Origin of the sequence: Mangrovicoccus algicola (assembly GCF_014903745.1) — a bacterium.
Classification (GTDB): domain Bacteria; phylum Pseudomonadota; class Alphaproteobacteria; order Rhodobacterales; family Rhodobacteraceae; genus Mangrovicoccus; species Mangrovicoccus algicola.
In genome coordinates this window covers 82,144-96,728 of sequence record NZ_JACVXA010000001.1, presented here as the reverse complement: position 1 = coordinate 96,728, position 14,585 = coordinate 82,144, and the positions used below count along the sequence as shown (strand labels likewise).

Annotated in this window: 14 protein-coding genes and 1 tRNA gene; 9 read left to right on the top strand and 6 right to left on the bottom strand. The window is 69.6% G+C overall.

Annotated features, from left to right (window positions below):
• Positions 1-71 precede the first annotated feature (71 nt).
• From ICN82_RS00460 to ICN82_RS00430, 7 genes are all read left to right on the top strand, one after another.
• Positions 72-284 carry a hypothetical protein gene (locus ICN82_RS00460; RefSeq protein ID WP_193178853.1) on the top strand — a complete coding sequence of 71 codons (213 nt, stop codon included), beginning with the start codon at positions 72-74 and terminating at the stop codon, positions 282-284.
• 477 nt (positions 285-761) lie between these two features.
• On the top strand, positions 762-2,324 hold the full coding sequence (locus ICN82_RS00455; RefSeq protein ID WP_193178852.1) for an ATP-dependent DNA helicase: 1,563 nt from the start codon (positions 762-764) through the stop codon (positions 2,322-2,324).
• Between the two features lie 99 nt (positions 2,325-2,423).
• Positions 2,424-3,779 carry an LLM class flavin-dependent oxidoreductase gene (locus ICN82_RS00450; RefSeq protein WP_193178851.1) on the top strand — a complete coding sequence of 452 codons (1,356 nt, stop codon included), beginning with the start codon at positions 2,424-2,426 and terminating at the stop codon, positions 3,777-3,779.
• Between the two features lie 74 nt (positions 3,780-3,853).
• Positions 3,854-5,212, top strand: a complete 1,359-nt coding sequence (locus ICN82_RS00445) for an FAD-binding oxidoreductase (RefSeq protein ID WP_193178850.1) — start codon at positions 3,854-3,856, stop codon at positions 5,210-5,212.
• 83 nt (positions 5,213-5,295) lie between these two features.
• Positions 5,296-6,555 (top strand): Na+/H+ antiporter NhaA, encoded by a 1,260-nt coding sequence (locus ICN82_RS00440; RefSeq protein ID WP_193178849.1) that lies wholly within the window; start codon positions 5,296-5,298, stop codon positions 6,553-6,555.
• 99 nt (positions 6,556-6,654) lie between these two features.
• On the top strand, positions 6,655-7,488 hold the full coding sequence (gene kdsA, locus ICN82_RS00435) for a 3-deoxy-8-phosphooctulonate synthase (protein ID WP_193178848.1): 834 nt from the start codon (positions 6,655-6,657) through the stop codon (positions 7,486-7,488).
• 103 nt (positions 7,489-7,591) lie between these two features.
• Positions 7,592-7,666 (top strand) — tRNA-Gln (locus ICN82_RS00430).
• A gap of 323 nt (positions 7,667-7,989) precedes the next feature.
• On the opposite strand, the gene dapD is transcribed toward ICN82_RS00430, so the two are convergent.
• On the bottom strand, positions 7,990-8,817 hold the full coding sequence (gene dapD / locus ICN82_RS00425) for a 2,3,4,5-tetrahydropyridine-2,6-dicarboxylate N-succinyltransferase (RefSeq protein ID WP_193178847.1): 828 nt from the start codon (positions 8,815-8,817) through the stop codon (positions 7,990-7,992).
• A 92-nt stretch (positions 8,818-8,909) separates the two neighbouring features.
• On the opposite strand from dapD, the gene ICN82_RS00420 reads away from it, so the two are divergent.
• A complete protein-coding gene (locus ICN82_RS00420; protein WP_193178846.1) occupies positions 8,910-9,716 on the top strand; it encodes an LOG family protein in 807 nt (268 codons plus the stop codon).
• Positions 9,717-9,725: 9 nt separating this feature from the next.
• Here the strand turns inward: ICN82_RS00420 and tspO are convergent, their stop codons facing one another.
• Positions 9,726-10,199 carry a tryptophan-rich sensory protein TspO gene (tspO, locus tag ICN82_RS00415; RefSeq protein WP_193178845.1) on the bottom strand — a complete coding sequence of 158 codons (474 nt, stop codon included), beginning with the start codon at positions 10,197-10,199 and terminating at the stop codon, positions 9,726-9,728.
• Between the two features lie 77 nt (positions 10,200-10,276).
• A complete protein-coding gene (locus ICN82_RS00410; RefSeq protein WP_193178844.1) occupies positions 10,277-11,011 on the bottom strand; it encodes an NYN domain-containing protein in 735 nt (244 codons plus the stop codon).
• 188 nt (positions 11,012-11,199) lie between these two features.
• Here ICN82_RS00410 and ICN82_RS00405 point away from each other — a divergent pair, with 188 nt between their 5' ends.
• Positions 11,200-11,502 carry a hypothetical protein gene (locus tag ICN82_RS00405; RefSeq protein WP_193178843.1) on the top strand — a complete coding sequence of 101 codons (303 nt, stop codon included), beginning with the start codon at positions 11,200-11,202 and terminating at the stop codon, positions 11,500-11,502.
• A 16-nt stretch (positions 11,503-11,518) separates the two neighbouring features.
• On the opposite strand, the gene ICN82_RS00400 is transcribed toward ICN82_RS00405, so the two are convergent.
• The 3 genes from ICN82_RS00400 to ICN82_RS00390 are packed head-to-tail and all read right to left on the bottom strand — an operon-like array spanning position 11,519 to position 14,447.
• Positions 11,519-12,202 carry an aspartate/glutamate racemase family protein gene (locus ICN82_RS00400; protein WP_193178842.1) on the bottom strand — a complete coding sequence of 228 codons (684 nt, stop codon included), beginning with the start codon at positions 12,200-12,202 and terminating at the stop codon, positions 11,519-11,521.
• Positions 12,178-13,125: a hypothetical protein gene (locus ICN82_RS00395; protein ID WP_193178841.1), complete on the bottom strand. Its 948-nt coding sequence runs from the start codon at positions 13,123-13,125 to the stop codon at positions 12,178-12,180. The genes ICN82_RS00400 and ICN82_RS00395 overlap by 25 nt, the downstream gene beginning before the upstream one ends.
• A complete protein-coding gene (locus tag ICN82_RS00390) occupies positions 13,122-14,447 on the bottom strand; it encodes a TRAP transporter large permease (protein ID WP_226898186.1) in 1,326 nt (441 codons plus the stop codon). Before ICN82_RS00390 ends, ICN82_RS00395 begins: the two co-directional genes overlap by 4 nt.
• Between the last annotated feature and the right edge of the window lie 138 nt (positions 14,448-14,585).

Here is a 14,585-nt window from a genome sequence, read left to right as displayed (position 1 = left end):
TGCCGGGGCCGGGACAGTGTCGTGACAGGATCGTGTTCGTAGGCTCTCAACCACTCAACGGGAATTCTCAAATGCAGCAAGACTGGATGCTGGACGTCCTGGCGGACCTGAAAAGCTTTGCCCAGCAGAACGGCATGTTCGCGCTGGCCGAGCATCTGGATGACAGCCTGATGGTCGCCGCCGGGGAACTCGCGGCGCATTGGGGGCGCGATGCCGGATCCGGGTCGCGACGCCGCGGCTGCGCATCCGATCGCCAGGTCGCGGGCGGAAGATCGCCCGGCTGAACCGCGGCGATCCCTCGCGACCCGTCCCGCCGATGGCGGCGGTTCGCCGGAACCGCCCGGCTCCGGGCGTCCTGCGCCGCGGCTGCGCAGGACGGGCAGGACCGGAGGGCGGGGCCGGGCGTGCTGCGGCGCGTCCCCTGCGCCCTTCTGTTTCGGACGCCATCCGGGCTGCGGGATGACGCGGGCGGCCGACGGGGCGCGGTGCCCCGGGAGGCGCCGTCCGGTTCCCGGGGCGATGCCGCGCCTGTGCCGCACGCCGCTATGTCGGCAACCCCTGCCGGCGGCTTTCCTGCCCTCCTCCCCCGCACGGATGCGCAGGTGCCGGGGCGGGATCCGGCCGCAAGCCGATGCGCAGGGGCGGCTGGTTTCCTCCCGATCCCGGCAGCCCGCCCGCCGGGCCCTTCCGGCGGACCCTCCCGCGCGGGCCGCGCTTCGAAGCTGCTGGAAAATCCGCGACGCCGCGGATAGGGTCCGGCCATGCAGCCGACCCCCTCCCCGACGCTCTCTTCCGATCAGGAAGCCGCCCTTGCCCATGTCGCCGCCGCGCTCGACGGCGCGGGCATCGACCTGGAGGCCGGGCAGGCGGGCCTGCCGACCGATGAAACCACCGCCATCGCGGTGCTGGGCAAGGCCGGGTCGGGCAAGACCCTGCTGCTGTCGCAGATCTACCGGAAGCTCAAGGAAAGCGGCGTCGATATCGTCAGCGGCGATTACGAGCCCAAGCGCAGCAAGGACCGCCGCACCCTGGCGATCCTGGCCCCGACGAACAAGGCGGCTTCGGTCCTGCGGCTGCGCGGCGTGCCCGCCACCACGATCCACCGCATCCTGTATACCCCGGTCTACAACCCCGAATACGAACAGATCGCCGAATGGCTGGCCGGGCAGAGCCGGACCAAGCCCGAGCTGGAAGGCATCACGCCCGAGGCGCTGGACCGGGCCAAGGCCTTCTTCGACCTGCATCAGTCCATCCCCGGGGCGATGGCGGCGGTGGGATTGCGCGGTTCGGACTTCATCTCGGGCTGGAAACGCCGCGAGGACCCGCTGGATATCGGTTTCGTCGACGAAAGCTCCATGCTGGATGAACGCCAGTTCGAGGATCTCAAGGAAATCTTCCCGACCCTGGTTCTGTTCGGCGATCCCGCGCAGCTGGCCCCGGTGGGCCTGTCGGGCGAGATGGTCTTCGACCGGCTGCCCGCGCCTGCCCGCGTCACGCTCAGCCGCATCCACCGCCAGGAGGGCGACAGCCCGATCCTCGATCTCGCGCATGCGCTGGGCGAGCCCGATCTGGGATTCGACGAATTCGAGCGGATGATCGAACAGGCGGCGCGGCGCGACGACCGCGTCGTGGTGGCCGAGCGCGTCGATTGCGACCTGATGGCCCGTTCGCCGGTGCTGTGCTGGCGCAACAATACCCGCGTCCGGCTGATCACCGCCTTCCGCGGCGCCCATGGCGTGCCCGAGGCGGGGCTTTTGCCCGGCGAACCGCTGATCTGCGACGGGATCGAATTGCCGCTGAAGCACCGCAAGAAGCGCCTGGACCTCGAGGCGCGGGGCCTGATCAAGGGGGCGCAGGTGATCTTCCTGGGGCAGGGGCAGAAGCCCGGCTTTGCCCGGCTGCATGTCCTGGGTGCGCCCGATCCGCAGGTCTCGGCCGCCTCGATCATCAAGATCGAACAGCCCGAGGAAGACGAGCCGCTGATCGCCTCCGCCGCGCGGATGGGGGCCAGTTTCCTGCACGGGGCGGCGGTGACGATCCACAAGGCGCAGGGCTCGCAATGGCCCGAGGTGCAGGTCTTCTCGCCCGATATCTATGCCGCGGCGCGGGCCGGGCGCAGCGAGGCGGGGCTGCCCCTGTGGAAACGCCTGGCCTATGTTGCCATCACCCGCGCCGAGGACCGGCTTCATTGGGTCACGCGCTACCGGCTGGCCAAGCCGAAGGACGGGCTGTCCATCGCCGACCTGAAGGCGCCGCCGCCGCCGATGGCGCTGTCCCCGGCCACCGCCGCCGAGGAAGAGCCCGCCCAGCAGAGCATGCTTTAGAAAAACTGAACCGGATTGCAGCGCGGCACGGCTTGTCCGCGCGGCCCGGCGCGGCATACTCGGTGCCGATTGCTTCCCCGGCCGCGCAGGAGATCCCCGATGGCACGCAGCGACAGGCTTCACCTCGGCACTTTCGTCTATACCTTCGGCTTCCATCCGGCGGCCTGGCTGCACCCCGACTCGGATGTCAACGGCGCCAACGACATCTCGCATCTGGCCGAGGTGGCGCGGATCTCCGAGGCGGCCAAGCTCGATTTCATGTTCTTCGCCGACAGTCCCGCCGCGGCGGTGGGCCATCCCGAGGCGCTGGCCCGGCAGCCCACCAAGATGAACCGTTTCGAGCCGATCACCGCGATCACCGCGCTCTCGATGGTGACCCAGAAGCTGGGCTTCGTCGCCACCGCCTCCACCAGCTATTACGAACCCTACAACATCGCCCGGCTCTATGCCTCGGCCGACCATATCTCGAAGGGGCGGATCTGCTGGAACGTCGTCACCTCGGATCATGACGAGACCGGCTACAACTACAACCGCCAGGGTCTGGACCCGCATGCGGACCGCTATGCGCGCGGCGAGGAATTCCTCGACGTGGTCTTCGGCCTGTGGGACAGCTGGGAGGATGACGCGCTGCTGCTCGACCGGGCCAGCGGCATGTATCACGACCCCGGGAAGCTGCATCAGCTGGATCATGCGGGCGACCATTTCCAGGTGCGCGGCCCCCTGAACATCGCCCGCACGCCGCAGGGCCGCCCGGTCATCGCCCAGGCCGGCGGATCCGAGAGGGGCCGCGAACTGGCCGCGCGCACCGCCGAGATCGTGTTCTCGCTGGCCTCGAACATCGACAAGAACGCCGCCTTCTACAAGGACGTGAAGGGGCGGATGGCCAGATACGGCCGCGATCCGAACGACCTGAAGATCATGCCGGGCATCGTCATCAATACCGGCGAGACCCGCGCCGAGGCCGAGGCCCGCGCGCAGGAGATGGTCGATCTGATGCATCCCGAGGTGGGGCTGCTGATGCTGCAGGAATTCCTGGAAACCGACCTGCACGGGGCCGATCTGGACGCCCCCTTCCCGATGGAGCGCATGCCCCGGAAGGCCAAGGGCTCGGTCGCGATGTTCCAGGAGGTGAAGGAATTCGTCGAACAGGGCCATACGCTGCGCGAGCTGGTGACGCATTACGCGCGCCAGCATACCGGCAACGGGCTGACCGGCAGCTATCTGGAGGTTGCCGATTTCATGCAGGAATGGTTCGAGGCGGAGGCCGCGGACGGCTTCATCCTGATGTGCCCGACGCTCCCGGCCTCGCTGCGGGACTTCACCCGCCTGGTGGTGCCCGAGCTGCAGCGCCGCGGGCTCTTCCGGACCGAATACGAGGCGGATACGTTGCGCGGCAATCTGGGGCTGTCCTGGCCGGTCAACCGCTACGCCGCGGCCCGCCGGGCGGCGGAGTAGCCTTTCCGCCGCTGCCGCTGTACACCGTCCCGCGCCGGGCCTGACCCGGCGCCTCCTGCTGCCGGAGCCTGCCGATGTCCCATCCCGCGATCGCCGCCCTTGCCGCCCGCTTTCCCGGCCGGATCGAGACCGGACGCGCGATCCGCGACCAGCACGGGGCCGGCGACAGCTGGCATCCCGCCGCCCCGCCCGAGGCGGTGTTCTTCGCCGAGAGCACCGCAGAGGTCTCGGCCGCCCTGGCGGTCTGCCATGCGCATCGCTTCCCGGTTACCGCCTTCGGCCACGGATCGTCGATCGAGGGCCAGACCCAGGCGGTGGCGGGCGGGCTGTCGCTGGATCTGACGCGGATGACCGGCATCCTGCGCGTCTCGGCCCCCGACATGGATGCCACGGTCGAGGCCGGCTGCACCCGCCAGCAGCTCAACGCGCATCTGCGCGACACGGGGCTGTTCCTGCCGATCGACGTGGGCACGCATGCCACGATGGGAGGGCTGGCCTCGACGCGGGCCTCGGGCACGATGACCGTCCGCCATGGCACGATGCGCGACCGCATCCTGGGCCTGACGGTGGTCCTCGCCGATGGCGAGGTGATCCGCACCGGCGGGCGGGCGCGCAAATCCTCCTCGGGCTACGACCTGACGGGGCTGTTCACCGGGGCCGAGGGCACGCTGGGGATCATCACCGAGGTCACGCTGCGCCTGGCGGGCATTCCCGAGCAGACGGCCGCCGGGCTCTACAGTTTCGCCGATATCGGCGCGGCCACCGAAACCGTGGTCGAGGCCCTGCAATGCGGGCTGGCCCTGAACCGGATCGAGCTGCTCGACGGGCTGCAGATGCAGGCGATCAACGCCTATAACGGCACCGCCCATCCCGAGACCGCGACGCTGATGATCGAGATGGCCGGCAGCCCGGACCAGGTCGCAAGCGATCTGGAGATCTTCGGGGATCTGGCCGAGGGCCATGGCGCCGCGGCCGTGCCCTGCGCAACGCCCGAGGCGGCCACCGCCCTGTGGAAGCTGCGCCATTCCGCGCTTTATGCCGCGCGGGCGCTGCGTCCCGGGGCGCTCAGCCTGTCCACGGATGTCTGCGTGCCGGTCTCGGCGCTGCCGCGGGTGATTGCCGCCATCCAGGCGGAGATCGCCGCCGCGGGGATCGTCGCGCCGCTGCACGGCCATGTGGGCGACGGCAACTTCCACCTGGTGATGCTGTTCGACGGACCGCAGGAACAGCAGGTCGTGAGCGGGCTGCATGCCCGGCTGATCGCCATGGCGCTGGAGGCCGGCGGCACCGCCACCGGCGAACATGGGGTCGGCCTGGGAAAGAAGGCCTATATGCAGGCCGAGCACGGCCCGGCCCTCGGCGTGATGCGCCGCATCAAGGCCGCGCTGGACCCGCAGGGCATCCTCAATCCCGGCAAGATCCTCGACCCGTGAGCGGGCAGGGGGCGGCATGCTCGCCGCTTGCCGACCCCGCCTCCGCCCCCTAGGATTCATCCGCGCACAGGCGGGAGACCACAATGTACCGGGTCTGGGACTTCATCAGCGAGTATTCGCTGCTACTGATCGGCGGCGCGCTGATCGCGCTGGTCTGGGTGAACATCCATCCGCACAGCTATCACGACTTCGTCGAATACGTCATCGCCGGGGATTTCTTCATCGGCCATCCGCATGAGGATGCCGAGGGGCATGTCCACCGCACGCTGACGCTGCATTATCTCGTCAATGACGTGCTGATGGCGCTGTTCTTCGCCATCGCCGCCAAGGAGGTCTGGGAGGCGGTGATCCTCAAGGACGGATCGCTGCGCGGCAAGAAGGCGGCGACGCCGCTTTTCGCCACCGCCGGCGGCATGGCGGGGCCTGTCATGGTCTATCTGGGCCTGGCCGCCGTGATGGGATCGGAAACCTATGACGCGGTCGCGCACGGCTGGGCCATTCCCACCGCCACCGACATCGCCTTTTCCTACCTGGTCGGACGCATCGTCTTCGGCGCGGGACACCCTGCGGTACGCTTCCTGCTGCTCCTGGCCATCGCCGATGACGCGGCGGGGCTGATCATCCTGGCGGTGTTCTACCCCTCGGGCGAGCTGGCGCCGGAATGGCTGCTGCTGTCGATCGCCGCGGCTGCCGCGGTTTTCCTCCTGTTCAACGAATTGCCCCGGCGGATGGATCGCGGCGACCAGCTGCGGGTGCATTCGACCTGGGTGCGGCTGAAGCTGGGCTTCTGGCCCTATGCGGTGGCCGGCTGCCTGAGCTGGTACGGGTTCCAGCAGGCCGGGCTGCATCCGGCGCTGGGACTTCTGCCGGTGATCCCCGCGATCCCGCATGCCGACCGCGCCTTCGGGTTCTTCGCGGATGCCGAGTGCCACCTGCACGACCAGCTCAACGCGCTGGAACACGCGCTGAAATACCCGGTCGAGGTCGTGCTGTTCTTCTTCGGACTGGTCAATGCCGGGGTGGAGTTCAACGCCGTCGGCCCGGCGACGCTGCTGGTCTTCCTGGGGCTGGTGATCGGCAAGCCGCTGGGGGTCACGCTTTTCGGCTGGCTGGCGGCGCGGCCGCTGGGGCTGGGCCTGCCCGAGGGGATGCGCATCGTCGACCTGGCGGTGATCGGCTGCGTCTCGGCGATCGGCTTCACCGTGTCGCTGTTCATCGCCACGGTCGCCTTCGAGGGCGGCGAGGTGCAGGATGCCGCCAAGATGGGGGCGCTGCTGAGCTTTGCCGCCGCGATCCTCGCCATCGTCGCGGGGCGGGTGACGCGGGTGCGCCGCCGCGATTGAGCCACGGGCAAGGACAGCCGTGGCCTTCGCGGCAATTGCTGGTATCTAGCGGGGGCACTCACATTCCGTCCCCGCCCTGAAGGAACAGGTAAGAAGCTGATGAAAACCATATCCGTCGGAAACCTGGCCATCGGCAATGACGCGCCGCTGACCGTCATCGCCGGGCCCTGCCAGCTGGAATCCCTCGATCACGCGCTGATGATCGCCGAGTCCATGGCCGCGGCCTGCGCCGAGGCGGGCGTGGGCTATGTCTTCAAGGCCTCCTACGACAAGGCCAACCGCACCTCTCTGAAGGGCCGCCGCGGCCTGGGGCTGGAGGCCGGCCTGGACATCATGTCGGAAGTGCGCGAGCGCATCGGCTGTCCGACCCTGACCGACATCCACAACGAGGAACAGTGCGAGCAGGCGGCCAAGCAGGTCGACATCATCCAGATCCCCGCCTTCCTGTGCCGCCAGACCGACCTGCTGCTGGCCGCGGGCGAGACCGGCGCGGTGGTCAACATCAAGAAGGGCCAGTTCCTGGCGCCCTGGGACATGCCCAACGTCATCTCCAAGGTGGAGAGCACCGGCAATGAGCGGATCCTGCTGACCGAACGCGGCGCCTCCTTCGGGTACAACACCCTGGTCGCCGACATGCGCAGCCTGCCGACCATGATGAAGACCGGCTATCCGGTGGTGATGGATGCCACCCATTCGGTGCAGCAGCCCGGCGGGCAGGGCGGCTCCTCCGGCGGGCAGCGCGAATTCGCCCCGGTGATGGCGCGCGCGGCTGTCAGCCTGGGCATCGCGGCGGTCTTCATCGAGACCCACGAGGCGCCCGATACCGCGCCCTCGGATGGTCCGAACATGATCCCGCTGGACCGGATGGCGGCGCTGGTCGCGTCGCTCAAGGCCTTCGACGACCTCGCCAAGGCCGATCCGCTGCGGGTCTGACCGCTGACGCGAGGGCAGGGGGCGACGGGGGCGGTTTCCGCGAAAAAAATGCGTTTCGCCCCTTGCGCCCCCCGGCCCGACCCAGTAAATCCGCCTCCACTGTTGGGGTGTAGCCAAGCGGTAAGGCAGCGGTTTTTGGTACCGTGTACCGTAGGTTCGAATCCTACCACCCCAGCCACTTTCCTTTTTTCGCTAAGAAGAGAAGACCGGCCGATCGGCGGTCGCGCGATGCGCAGCGGGTTTCCGCGCGGCGCAGGATCGGCATCGCCTTCGCCGGCCTGCCTTGCGGGTCCGGGCCGGCATCGGCCGGAGCATGCCGTTCGCGGCCCCGGGCATGACGGGCGCGGGGGCGGCGGTGCGGATGGCCCGTCGCCGGGTGCGCGCCCTGCAGGGAGGGGATGCCGCCGATCCGGCGCCTCCGCGGCGGGGGCGCAAGCGAAAACGGGCCTCCCCGCAGGGAAGCCCGTGCCGCCGGTGTCCCGGCGCGAAAGGCGGCGCGGATCAGTCGCGCAGCAGCTCGTTGATCGAGGTCTTGGAGCGGGTCTTCTCGTCCACGCGCTTGACGATCACCGCGCAGTAGAGGTTGACGCCGTTCTTCGAGGGCAGGGTGCCCGCCACCACGACGGAGCCCGCGGGGACCTCGCCATAGCTGACCTCGCCGGTCTCGCGATCGACGATCTTCGTGGACTGCCCCAGGAACACGCCCATGCCCAGAACCGAGCCTTCGCGGACGATCACGCCCTCGACCACCTCGGAGCGCGCCCCGATGAAGCAGTTGTCCTCGATGATGGTCGGGCCCGCCTGCATCGGCTCCAGCACGCCGCCGATGCCGACGCCGCCCGAGAGGTGCACGTTCTTGCCGATCTGCGCGCAGGATCCCACGGTCGCCCAGGTGTCCACCATGGTGCCGCTATCGACATAGGCGCCGAGATTGACGAAGGACGGCATCAGCACGACGCCCGGCGCGATATAGGCCGATTTGCGCACGACGCAGTTCGGCACGGCGCGGAACCCGGCCTCTTTCCAGTCCTTCTTCTTCCAGTCGGCGAATTTGCTGTCGACCTTGTCCCACCAGTCGCCGCCCTGCGGGCCGCCCGAGTGCTTTTCCATGTCCTTCAGGCGGAAGCCCAGGAGAACGGCCTTCTTGGCCCACTGGTTGACATGCCAGGAGTTGTCGTCCTGCTTCTCCGCCACGCGGATCCGGCCGGAATCCAGCGCGTCGAGCGTCGTCTCGATGGCGTCGCGGGTCGCGCCCTTGGTTTCGGGGGTGATCGTGTCCCGGGCCTCCCAGGCGGCCTCGATGGCGGTTTCCAGATCTGCGTGTGACATGGGGCCTCTCCGAGCGGTTTCTTCTGGCATCGCGGTTCCCCGGGCTATACGGCTATGGGTCGGAGGGTGCAATCCATATGAAAGACGCCAAGATGACAGGTCCCAAGGCTCATCCCTTCCCCGACGCCCGCGAGGATCTGCGCCGCAGCATGATCGAGGAGGAGACGCCGCAGACGCTGTCTCCGACCTACCGGCTGGCCTTCGACGATTCCGATTTCCTGATGCGCGAGGAGCTGCGCCCGGTGCGGCTGCAGCTGGAGCTGCTGAAGCCGCAGATGCTGATGGACGAGGCGGGGATCACCTCGACCGTGGTGATGTTCGGCGGCGCCCGCATCCCTGCGCCCGCGGACCGGGACAGGGCGCGCACTCCGGCGCTTGGCGCGCTCAGCCATTTCTACGACGAGGCACGCGATTTCGCCCGGCGCATGACGCTGGAAAGCATGAAATCCGGCGGCACGGAGAACGTGATCGTCACCGGCGGCGGGCCCGGCGTGATGGAGGCGGGCAACCTGGGCGCCCACGAGGCGGGCGGCAAGTCGATCGGGCTGAACATCGTGCTGCCCTTCGAGGCCACGCCCAACGCCTATGTGACGCCGGAGCTGTCCTTCAATTTCCATTACTTCGCCATCCGCAAGATGCATTTCCTGATGCGCGCCAAGGCGATCACCGTCTTTCCGGGCGGGTTCGGCACGCTGGACGAGCTGTTCGAGGCGATGACGCTGATCCAGACCCAGCGCATGGCGCCGGTGCCGATCCTGCTGTTCGGCGAGGAATTCTGGCGCTCGATCATCAACTGGGAGGCGCTGGAGGCCGCGGGCACGATCGGCGCCGACGACCTCGACCTGTTCCGTTTCGTCGAGACCGGCGAGGAGGCGGCGCGGATCGTGCTGGAGGGCTGAGCCGCGCGCTCAGCCCAGCCGCCAGGCCGATTGCCCGGGATTGAGCGCGATCACCGCGCGGTTCAGCGCGGCGGCGACGCTGACCCAGGCGAGATAGGGGACCATCAGCGCCCCGGCCAGCGGATCGGCCTGCCAGAACCCGATCAGCGTGGCCGCCACGGCGAGCCACAGCAGCGCGATGATGACCAGCCCCGCGCGCATGTGGTGCAGGCCGAAGAAGACCGGCGACCAGATCGCGTTGAGCGTGATCTGCAGCGACCACAGGGCCAGCGCCAGCGGCGCGCCGCCAAGGCTTGCCACCCGCGCCGCCGCCACCGCCATCAGCACGTAGAGCAGCGTCCAGACCGTCGGGAACATCCAGTTCGGCGGCGTCCAGCGCGGCTTGGCCAGATGGGCGTACCAGTTGCCCGGCTTGAACAGGATGCCGGTCGCGGCGGCGGCTGCGGCGGGGGCGAGATAGGCGGCGAGAAGCGTCCAGTCCATGACGGCGGCGATCCGTTGCTGTTGCGGTCTTCGCAGAGATAGCGGCGCGGGCGCGGGTGGCCAGCGCGGGCGGCGGCTCAGTCCAGCCGCCGCGCCTCCCACTGGTTGCCCGCGCCGCGGCGCAGTTCCAGGATCGGCATCTCCGCGATCAGTTCGGTCAGCTTCTTCTTGCCATAGGTGCGCGGGTCGAAATCGGGATTGGCGGCGGTGATGTGCTGCCCGATCTGGCCCAGCGAATACCATTCGTCATCCTGGTCGATCGCCTCCATCGCCCGCAGCACCAGCGCGCGCGCATCCACCGGCGCCAGCTTGCGCTTGGGTTCCGGCGCGGATTCGCCCGGTTCTGCCGGCAGCTGGGTCTCGGCCCCCTCGTCGCCCAGGTTCTCCACGTAGATGAATCGCTTGCAGGCCATCCGGAAGGCTTCGGGGGTCTTCTGTTCGCCCATGCCGTAGACATCGAGCCCCTGTTCGCGCACGCGGCTGGCCAGGCGGGTGAAATCGCTGTCCGACGAGACCAGGACGAAGCCGTCGAACCGGCCCTGGTGCAGGATGTCCATCGCGTCGATCACCAGCGAGATGTCCGAGGAGTTCTTGCCGCGGGTGTTGGAGGGCGAATGGATCGGCACGATGGCCAGCCGCGCCAGCTTCTTGGCCCAGGTCTTCAGCCCCTCGCGGGCGAAATCGCCGTAGATGCGCCGCACCGATGCCTCGCCCAGCGAGGCGATCTCCTCGAAGATCGCCTCGGCATAGCCGGCGGGCACATTGTCGGCATCGATCAGAACGGCAAGCAGCTTGGGTCGGTCTTCGGGCATCCTGGTCATCCTTCCGGGCGCGTGACGGGCGTCTTCGCCCCTAGCTAGCCCCTTGCAGGGGCGCTGACCACCCGCAGCGTCGCCCCGCGCTGCTGCGGCGCGGCCACAGCGGGGCGGGGGCGCGCCGCGGCCGCTTGCGGTTCTGCCGGAGGGGCGGCATTTTCGACCCGGTCGATCCGGAGTTTCACATGCGCCCCTGCCTCATCCTTCTGCCCGCCGCCTGCCTTGCCCTCGCCGCCTGCGACCCGGCCGGACCCAGCTCGCCTGCCGGGAGCTCCGCCTCCGCCGCGGCGATCAATGCTGAGGATTGCGGCGCTGCGGCCTATCAGGATCTGGTGGGCGGACCGCTGGAACCGGCGCTGCAGCTGCCCCATCCCGGGCCCCGCCGCTATCTCGGCCCCGACCAATCCGTCACCAAGGATTTCGATCCGCACCGCCTGACCGTGACCAGCACCGACGGCGAGACCGTGGGCCGCATCATCTGCAGCTGACGGCTCCGCGACGGGATCAGGCCGGCGCGACCAGGCGCGCGCCGTCCAGGATGGAAAAGACCGGCCGCCCGGCTGCGGCGGCAATGGCCCCGGCATAGGGCGGAAGGTTCCCGCATTCGATCAGGATCGCCCCGCATTCGGCGGCGCGCGCGACCAGGTCCCGCGCCGCGCCCGCCGCCGCCGCGGCCATCCGCGCCGGATCCAGCTGTTCTGCCTGCCGTTCCTTAGGGGCAAGGAAAGTGGCGGCAAAGACCGGGTCCTGCTCCAGCCCGGCGATGCGCACATCCTCCATCCGCCCGCCTGCCGCGGCGATTGCCGCAGGCCCCAGCGCAGGTGCCGAGGCGGTCAGGATGCCGACCGGCCGGGCGCCGGTCATCCGGGCCACCACCGGCAGCAGGCTCAGCCCCGACAGCAGCACCGGCACGGGCACGGCGCGCGCGATCTCCTCCTGCACCGTGACGAGAAACCCGCAGGTGGAGGTGATCAGGCAGGCGCCGTCGGCCGCCAGCGCCTGCGCGGCCGTGCGGAAGGCCGCGACCAGTTCCGGGGCGGGGCGGCCGTCGCGCACGATCTCGGGGCTGCCCGCCCCCGGCACGACGCGCAGCCGCGCGGGCAGGTGATAGCTGTCCGGGTGCCCGGCATCGCCGGGGATGCGCGGGAACCGGGTGTCGAGGCTCAGGATTCCGATGAACGGGGGCATGGCGCGGTCCGGCGGTCGAGGCGGGAAAAGAGGAAGGGCGTGGCATAGATGGGCAGCTGCATCAGCGCCACGAAGAGGCTCAGGAGCGGATCGGCCGGCAGCGAGGCCAGCACCAGCACCGTGTTGCGGTTGCCGAAGACCAGCCCGGCGGCGCGGGCCGAGGCGGCGGGCAGGACGGGCCGCGCCAGCACCCGCACCGCCAGATGCCCGCCGAGGTTCACCAGCAGCGCCAGCCCCGCCAGCTGGACGGCGCGCCCGGGATCGGCGGCGACGGCGGCGCGCATGCCGCCCATCAGCGGGAAGAGGAAGATGATCATCAGGATCGCGGCGAGCCCGTTGAACAGGTCGGCCTGCCCCTCGATCCGGGCGCGGCCCAGGAGGCGCTGCAGCGCCAGCCCGCCCGCGATCCCGGCGGCGAGGATCGCCAGCACCCGCAGCGCCAGCCCGGCCGCGGGCATCTCGAAGGGCAGCCCCGTGGCGGCCAGCGCGGCGGGCAGCAGGAGCGGGGCGAGAAGCGTGCCCAGAAGGCTCAGCCGCAGCGCCAGCGTCAGGTCGTAACCCAGCATCAGGCACAGGTTGGGCGAGGAACTCAGCGGCGGCGCGGCGCAGAAGACCGCGACCAGCATGAGGATCTGCGGGTCGAGCCCGGCGGCGCGCCCCGCCGCGACCGCCGCCCCGGCCAGCAGCACCTGGCAGGCGGCGAGCCACAGCGCCAGCCGCGCCGCCGCGGCAGGCGCCAGCAGCCGCAGCAGCGTCGCCGGATCCAGGGGCTGGCGTGCCACGGCCAGCGCGGTGGCCAGCGCCACCAGCACCGGCAGGGCAGGGCGCAGCAGCCCGGCCTCGACCGGCAGGAAGGGCACGATCGCGAATCCCGCCGGCAGCAGCAGCGCGGCATGCCGCCCCGCCAGGGCGACGGGACTCATGGCGCGGCCTGCACCGTCTCGGGCAGCCATGTGGCGAGGCCGGGGAAGGCCACGAGGATGCCGACCATCGCCACCATGATCAGGAACATCGGCGCCGCGGTCCTGGCGATATAAGTGATGTCATGGCGGGTCATGCCCTGCAGCACGAAGAGGTTGAACCCCACCGGCGGCGTGATCTGCGCCATCTCGACGACCACGACGATGAAGATGCCGAACCACAGCAGGTCGATCCCGGCGGCGCGGATCATCGGCTCGATGATCGCCATGGTCAGCACGACGGCCGAGATGCCGTCGAGGAACATGCCGATGATGATGTAGAACACCGTCAGCGCGGCGATCAGCGCCACCGGCGACAGCTCCATCGCCGCGATCATCGCCGCCAGGCTGCGCGGCAGCCCGGTGAAGCCCATGGCCAGCGTCAGGAAGGACGCCCCCATCAGGATCAGCGCGATCATCGCGGAGGTGCGCGTGGCGCCCATCAGGCTTTCGACGAAGGCGGCGCGGCTCAGCGAGCCCTGCAGCGCGGCCAGCACCAGCGCGCCGATCACGCCGAAGGCGGCGGCCTCGGTCGCGGTGGCGATGCCCGCATACATCGAGCCGATCACCACCAGGATCAGCACCACGACCGGGATCAGCAGGGTGGAGGCGCGCAGCTTCTCGCGCAGGCCCATCCGCGGCTCGGGCTCGGGGGCCTGGTCGCGGCGGATCACCGACCAGGCGGCGATATAGGCCATGAACATCCCCGCCAGCACCAGGCCCGGCAGCACGCCTGCCATGAACAGGCCGGTGATGGATTCCTTGACCGTCACCCCGTAGACGATCAGCGTCAGCGAGGGCGGGATCATCAGCCCCAGCGTCGCGGCGCCCGCCAGCGTGCCCACGATCATGAATTCCGGATAGCCGCGGCGCCGCAGTTCCGGGATCGACATCTTGCCCACCGTGGTCAGCGTCGCGGCCGAGGATCCCGAGACGGCGGCGAAGACGGTGCAGCCCACCACGTTGGAATGCAGGAGCCCGCCGGGAAACCGCGCCAGCCAGGGGGCCAGCCCCTTGAACATGTCCTCCGACAGGCGGGTGCGGTACAGGATCTCGCCCATCCAGATGAACAGCGGCAGCGAGGTCAGCGTCCAGCTCGAGGCCGAGGTCCAGACGGTGATCGACATGGAACTGCCGGGATTGCGCGGGGTGAAGCCGATCATCCCCATATAGGCCACGCCCATCAGCGCCAGCCCGACCCACAGCCCCGATCCCAGCAGGAAGAACATCACGAAGAGGAAGACGCCGATCTTCAGCCCCGTCGCGTCGCGGTCGAAGCCGGTCATCAGGTGGATCGCGGCATAGAGCGCCAGCGCCGATCCCGCGACCATGGCGATGCGCGCGGGGCGCCCTGCCAGCAGATCGCGCGTCACCGGGCGGCGCGGGGCATCCACGCCCCAGCCCGGCCCGGCGAGAAGCGCGAC

Excerpts from the sequence above, each read along its gene's own strand:
- ICN82_RS00400 (WP_193178842.1), bottom strand. The coding sequence starts at position 12,202 with ATGCCCCCGTTCATCGGAATCCTGAGCCTCGACACCCGGTTCCCGCGC.
- ICN82_RS00455 (WP_193178852.1), top strand. The coding sequence starts at position 762 with ATGCAGCCGACCCCCTCCCCGACGCTCTCTTCCGATCAGGAAGCCGCC.
- ICN82_RS00440 (WP_193178849.1), top strand. The coding sequence starts at position 5,296 with ATGTACCGGGTCTGGGACTTCATCAGCGAGTATTCGCTGCTACTGATC.
- ICN82_RS00410 (WP_193178844.1), bottom strand. The coding sequence starts at position 11,011 with ATGCCCGAAGACCGACCCAAGCTGCTTGCCGTTCTGATCGATGCCGAC.
- ICN82_RS00405 (WP_193178843.1), top strand. The coding sequence starts at position 11,200 with ATGCGCCCCTGCCTCATCCTTCTGCCCGCCGCCTGCCTTGCCCTCGCC.
- ICN82_RS00450 (WP_193178851.1), top strand. The coding sequence starts at position 2,424 with ATGGCACGCAGCGACAGGCTTCACCTCGGCACTTTCGTCTATACCTTC.
- ICN82_RS00445 (WP_193178850.1), top strand. The coding sequence starts at position 3,854 with ATGTCCCATCCCGCGATCGCCGCCCTTGCCGCCCGCTTTCCCGGCCGG.
- ICN82_RS00395 (WP_193178841.1), bottom strand. The coding sequence starts at position 13,125 with ATGAGTCCCGTCGCCCTGGCGGGGCGGCATGCCGCGCTGCTGCTGCCG.
- ICN82_RS00390 (WP_226898186.1), bottom strand. The coding sequence starts at position 14,447 with ATGACCGGCTTCGACCGCGACGCGACGGGGCTGAAGATCGGCGTCTTC.
- tspO (WP_193178845.1), bottom strand. The coding sequence starts at position 10,199 with ATGGACTGGACGCTTCTCGCCGCCTATCTCGCCCCCGCCGCAGCCGCC.
- ICN82_RS00420 (WP_193178846.1), top strand. The coding sequence starts at position 8,910 with ATGACAGGTCCCAAGGCTCATCCCTTCCCCGACGCCCGCGAGGATCTG.
- ICN82_RS00460 (WP_193178853.1), top strand. The coding sequence starts at position 72 with ATGCAGCAAGACTGGATGCTGGACGTCCTGGCGGACCTGAAAAGCTTT.
- dapD (WP_193178847.1), bottom strand. The coding sequence starts at position 8,817 with ATGTCACACGCAGATCTGGAAACCGCCATCGAGGCCGCCTGGGAGGCC.
- kdsA (WP_193178848.1), top strand. The coding sequence starts at position 6,655 with ATGAAAACCATATCCGTCGGAAACCTGGCCATCGGCAATGACGCGCCG.